Source organism: Streptomyces sp. NPDC019890 (assembly GCF_044903445.1).
Lineage (GTDB): Bacteria > Actinomycetota > Actinomycetes > Streptomycetales > Streptomycetaceae > Streptomyces.
The window spans coordinates 1-4,931 of record NZ_JBJDQK010000047.1; the positions used below are offsets into that span (position 1 = coordinate 1).

5 protein-coding genes are annotated in these 4,931 nt (G+C 69.0%); 3 read left to right on the forward strand and 2 right to left on the reverse strand.

Annotated elements, in window-relative coordinates:
- The 3 genes from ACI2LP_RS33790 to ACI2LP_RS33800 form a co-directional block, all read left to right on the forward strand.
- Positions 1 to 199: winged helix-turn-helix domain-containing protein (locus ACI2LP_RS33790; protein WP_404728360.1), on the forward strand; the 199-nt coding region annotated here is incomplete at its 5' end.
- A gap of 725 nt (positions 200 to 924) precedes the next feature.
- On the forward strand, positions 925 to 1,704 hold the full coding sequence (locus ACI2LP_RS33795; protein WP_404728361.1) for an alpha/beta fold hydrolase: 780 nt from the start codon (positions 925 to 927) through the stop codon (positions 1,702 to 1,704).
- A gap of 125 nt (positions 1,705 to 1,829) precedes the next feature.
- Positions 1,830 to 3,071, forward strand: coding sequence for a PP2C family protein-serine/threonine phosphatase (locus ACI2LP_RS33800; protein WP_404728362.1), 1,242 nt, complete (start codon positions 1,830 to 1,832; stop codon positions 3,069 to 3,071).
- Positions 3,072 to 3,086: 15 nt separating this feature from the next.
- On the opposite strand, the gene ACI2LP_RS33805 is transcribed toward ACI2LP_RS33800, so the two are convergent.
- Both ACI2LP_RS33805 and ACI2LP_RS33810 read right to left on the reverse strand, forming a co-directional pair.
- Positions 3,087 to 4,055 (reverse strand): metallophosphoesterase, encoded by a 969-nt coding sequence (locus ACI2LP_RS33805; RefSeq protein ID WP_404728363.1) that lies wholly within the window; start codon positions 4,053 to 4,055, stop codon positions 3,087 to 3,089.
- Between the two features lie 283 nt (positions 4,056 to 4,338).
- A complete protein-coding gene (locus tag ACI2LP_RS33810) occupies positions 4,339 to 4,854 on the reverse strand; it encodes a GNAT family N-acetyltransferase (protein WP_404728364.1) in 516 nt (171 codons plus the stop codon).
- Positions 4,855 to 4,931 lie beyond the last annotated feature (77 nt).

A 4,931-nucleotide genomic window follows, 5' to 3' on the forward strand; every position in this document is an offset into this window, starting at 1 on the left:
GGAATTCGACCTGCTCTACCACCTCGCTTCCCGGCCGGACACGGTCGTTTCCCGCAAGGAGTTGATGGCGCGGGTCTGGGGCGACACGTGGTCACGCCGCACCGTCGACACCCACGTCTGCAGCTTGCGCAGCAAGCTCGGCTCGGCGGACTGGGTCATCACCGTGCGCGGGGTCGGCTTTCGTCTCGGATACGGCTGAACGGGCCCGGCGGCCATGCCCCGCTCGCGGGGCATGGCCCACCCCTGTCCGGCGGAGGCACTCATGAATCAGAGCGTCGTCCGGTGGGCCGGCCGTGGCGGGGCGGTTTGACGGACGATGCGGCCGGGTCCGGCTCCACCACGGCGGTGGAGCCGGACCCCCCGCACCCGGCGGGAGCCGCCTCACGTGCCGTTCAGGAGGACGAAGGAAGGGACGACTTGCACCCGGCCATGCACCATCACCGTACCCACGCCCGCGCCGGCCGCCGCACCGCACACCGGCGCCCCCGACGGCCGTCGAGGTGACCCCTCACGGTCAGGCGGGCAACGGGACGGGGCCGTCGTACCGGTCATTCCCCCGCCCGGACGACGCCCCGCCCTGCCCGCCACCCGCTCCCCGGCTGCCCGGGGAGCGGCTCCGCACCGCACGGACACGCCCTCGCGCAGCCCGTGCGGTGCGGACCGCCCCGCCCGTACGAACGCGCAAGGCCCATGTTCCAGAAGCTCTGCCACGAGGTACTCGCCAACCGGGCAGCCGCAATTGGACGTGGCGTGCACCGAGATTCCCGGCTACGGTCACCTCGACACGTTCCTGGCCCGGGCTGCCGCCCTCGACGTGTTTCGGGCACATCCCCGACTTTCTCGGCAAGCGCCGGCGACGGCTTCCAAGGCGGTCGGCGGCAGTACCCGGCCATACCCGAACCACGCTCCAGGAGGCCACGACCCATGCCGCTTCTCGCTGTCGACGGCGCAGCACTGACGTACGACGACGAGGGCCCCCGCGACGGTGATGGCGTGCCCCTGGTGTTCGTTCACGGTTGGACGGCCGACCGGCACCGCTGGGACCACCAGATGGCGCACTTCGCGCCGAAGCGGCGGGTCATACGGCTCGACCTGCGCGGGCACGGCGAGAGCAGCGGGTCGGGGGCGCGGACGATCGAAGAGCTGGCCGTGGACGTCCTCGCCCTCCTCGACCACCTCGAGGTCGACCGGTTCGTGCTCGTCGGCCACTCCATGGGCGGGATGATCGCGCAGACCCTCGCCCTCGGCCATCCCGAGCGGATCGAGCGCCTGGTGCTGGTGAACTCGATCAGCCGGATGACCTACAGCCGTGGTCGGGGCCTGTTGATGGCGGCATCCACGCTGGCGCCGTTCAAGGTGTTCGTCGCCGCCAACATCCAGCGGGCCTTCGCCCCTGGCTACCCGCGCGAGCAGATCCGCGAGTACATCCGGGCCTCCTCGGCCACGCCTCGCGAGGTGGTCATGACGTGCTACGGCGCCATGCGGACCTTCGACGTCCTCGACCGGGTCGGCGAGATCCGCACGCCCACCCTGTTGGTTCACGGCTACCACGACGTCCAGCTGCCCGTCGCGCAGATGCTGCGGATGGCTAAGGCCTACCCGGACGCACTGGTCCGGATCGTGGACGCCGGCCACGAACTGCCGGTGGAGAAGCCGGCGGAGCTGACCGCGGCGCTCGACTGGTTCGTGACCGACCGAGCATGAGGCGACAGGCGGCCGAGTGGATCCGCTGCGGGTGGACTGCAGAGGCCGTTCGGGACGGCCACGTGCCCGGCCCTCATCAGTAGATCGCCGTCGCAACCGAGCGGCCGACCGGTGACCTCGTCAACGTGGGCGCTCAGCGCGCACGGTGCCGACGAGTGGAGCATGGCGCTGCAACAAGGCAGGCTGTATCCATGCGGTCGCTCTTCCCCTCCGCCTCTCGACCAGGGGCGGGCGGTCACAACCGGGTGCTGTTCACACTCGCGGAGTGTGTGCCGTTCGCAATCGCACTGCTCGTGGTGGCTATCGAGTTCTCGCCTGCACACTTCCTGTACACCGGCCCCCTCCTCACCGCGACGCCGGCGTTGGCCGCGGTTGCGATGGGCCCCAAAGGCACCCTCGCGGCAGCGGCTTTCGCTCTGGCTGTAAGTGTTGCCACGGCCACCTACAACCAGGCGTGGGGCACCCTGCAGGTCTACACCAACTTCCTGGCTCTGTTCCTGGTGTCCGCGGCCAGTGTCACGACCAGTAGCGCTGTGCATACCCACAGGCAGCAGGAGCTCGACCAGGTACGCCGGATCGCCATGGCGGCACAGCGGGTGCTGCTGCGGCCCGTACCCGACCGAGTCGGCCCGGTGCGGGCGGCCAGCAGGTATATCGCGGCGGAAACGGGGGCGCAGATCGGCGGCGATCTGTACGAGGCCGTGCAGACCCGGTACGGGGTCCGGATGATCGTCGGAGACGTCCGCGGCAAGGGGCTTCCTGCTGTGCGCTCGGCCGCAGCCGTGCTGGGTGCCTTCCGGGAGGCCGTGCACTATGAAGAAGACCTGGTCGAGGTCATCAACCACTGCGCGGCTGCGCTCCGACGGGAGCGCGCCATGCCGCGTGGGATCGATCAGGACGACGAGGAAGAACAGGCGGAGTCATTCGTCACCGCGCTCGTGGCTCAGGTTCCGGACGCAGGAGTGGTGGAGTTGGTCAACCGCGGCCATCTGCCTCCGCTGGTGCTCAATGAGGGCAAGGTTCAGGCCCTGATGCCGACCTCACCACTGCCACCCCTTGGGCTGGAAGACTTCATCACCGGCCCTCCCGCCAAGGCGGAGAGCTATCCGTTTGCGCCCGGCGACCGTCTGCTGCTGTACACCGACGGCGTCATAGAAGCCCGCAATGGTGACAACGAGTTCTTCGCCCTGCCCGAGGCCATGGAAGCGATGCACGACCACACCCCGTCCGAGTTCCTGGAACAACTGCACCAGGGATTGATCCGCCACACCGAAGGCCGCTTGGCGGACGATGTGGCGATGATCGTCTTTGACCGGATCGACGACGAAGTGGGCAGACAACTCGGCGCAGCTGCCGCGCCCAAGTGACAGGCGGTATGACCCTCAGAATACGAACGGCACCCGAGTCCAGGTCAGGACGTGCTCGCTTCCCGGGTGGACCGACACCTTCAGGTAGTTGGTGCCGTTGCTCGACCCGTCGACGGTGACGCGGGAGAGGTTCGGGGCTGCGGTCCTGATGCCGTAGAAGGAAAGCCACGTGGAGCCGGTGTCCAGCGGCTTGTCGCTGTTGTAGGCGTGGCTGTCGCCGTTGAACAGGTACACCGGTCCGCTGAACCTGGCCGACTCATCGGCGATCGTACGGACGATCGGCCGGAAGGCGTCGTAGTTGGCGAACGCGGGATCCTTGACCGTCGGGTCGAACATGTCGGCCTGAGTGAGCAGGGCGACCGCCTTGTTGTGGTTGCGGCCGGCCTTGTCGAAGGTGTCATGGATCGACTGCACGGCCGCGGCCGTACGTCCCTCGACCTCTGCGGCCTGCTCCGGGGTGGGTGCGGTGTTGTCGGTCCAGGGCGCCATGCCGTTTTTGCTGCCCACGATGTGCACGGCGGCGAACGCTACGCCGGCTCGCCTGTACGTGACGTTCTCGGGGTGGCCCGTGCCGGCGCCCGAGGCCACACGGACGCTGTGCTGACCGAGCGTCCAGCCCGGCCGCGGGAAGAACACCTCCCGGATCGCGGCCAGTCGCTCCAGCGGGTTGTACGGTCCGGCGCCCGGCCGGTGGCAGTCGGTCCACTCGTTGTCGCCGGGGGTGTAGACCAACGGATCCTTGAACGTGTCGAACTGCGACCTGATGAGCTGGAAGTACTCGTCACTGCAGACGGACGAACCGCTCTTGATGTCACCGAGGTGGCCGACGAGCTGAACGTCGGGGTCGGCGTTGATCTGAGCCACGACCTTCGGGAACTCGGCGGCCTGGGCATCGCCGTACGGAATGTCACCGATCACCGCGAAGGTGAAGGGCTGGTCCTCGGGGCCGGCGGACGCAGGCTCGGCCGAAAGAGCAAGGGACAACGCACTCAAGGCAATTGCCGCCGATGCGGCACGGCGCCACGGTCTCATCGCACATCCTCCTGTGGTCCAAGGGCGTCCAATGTCCCGGCATGGCGTGAACTGGCGGCCCGGACCAGGAGAGCGAGGGGTGAACAACACCCGAGGGCGCGCCGTCGGGCAGGCGCAGAGCGACGGTCATCTCGCCGTGCGGGTCCTCGTCGTCCGTCTCCCAGGGCAAGTTGTTGCCGAGCCGGCCACCACGGCTGCCTCGGTGGAGGCCGGCTCGAACCGGTGCCGGGGACTGCTACAGCGGGATGTGGATGTCGAGGACGGGCCCTGTCGCGCGGGCGGGCGGCGCATCCAGACTCTCCAGGACGTGGAGCATGGGTGCGTTGACCGCGGCGACCGACGCGGTCAGGGTGTGGTGGCCGGCCCGGCGGGCCACATCGGCCGCGTGCGCGGCCAGCGCGGTGCCCAGTCCCTTGGACTGCCAAGCGTCCTCGATCAGCACGGCGAGTTCGCCGACCCCTTGCTGATCGGTGCGCATCACGTTGGTCATGGCGATGATGCGGTCCGTGTGCTGGGCGGTGGTGGTGACCAAGGTGGTGCCGCGCTCCGGGTCGGACAGCAGCCGCCATCCGGCCCGGGAGAGCTCGTGTTTACCCGCGTGATAGCGCAGGGCGCGGCTGCCCAGCGAGCAACGGCGGTGCAGCGCCTGGAGGGGGTCGAGGTCGGCGTGGGTCAGCTCCCGGGTCCGGGTGGCAGTGCCGTCGGTCAGCGTGATCGGGTGTGCGGTCCTGCGAGGCCCGGCGTCGGGCATGTGGCCGTCTCCTCAGTTTGCGAACCTGACTGATGTACGCGGACCCCTGCGGGGCACGTGTCCGTCTGTGGCACAGG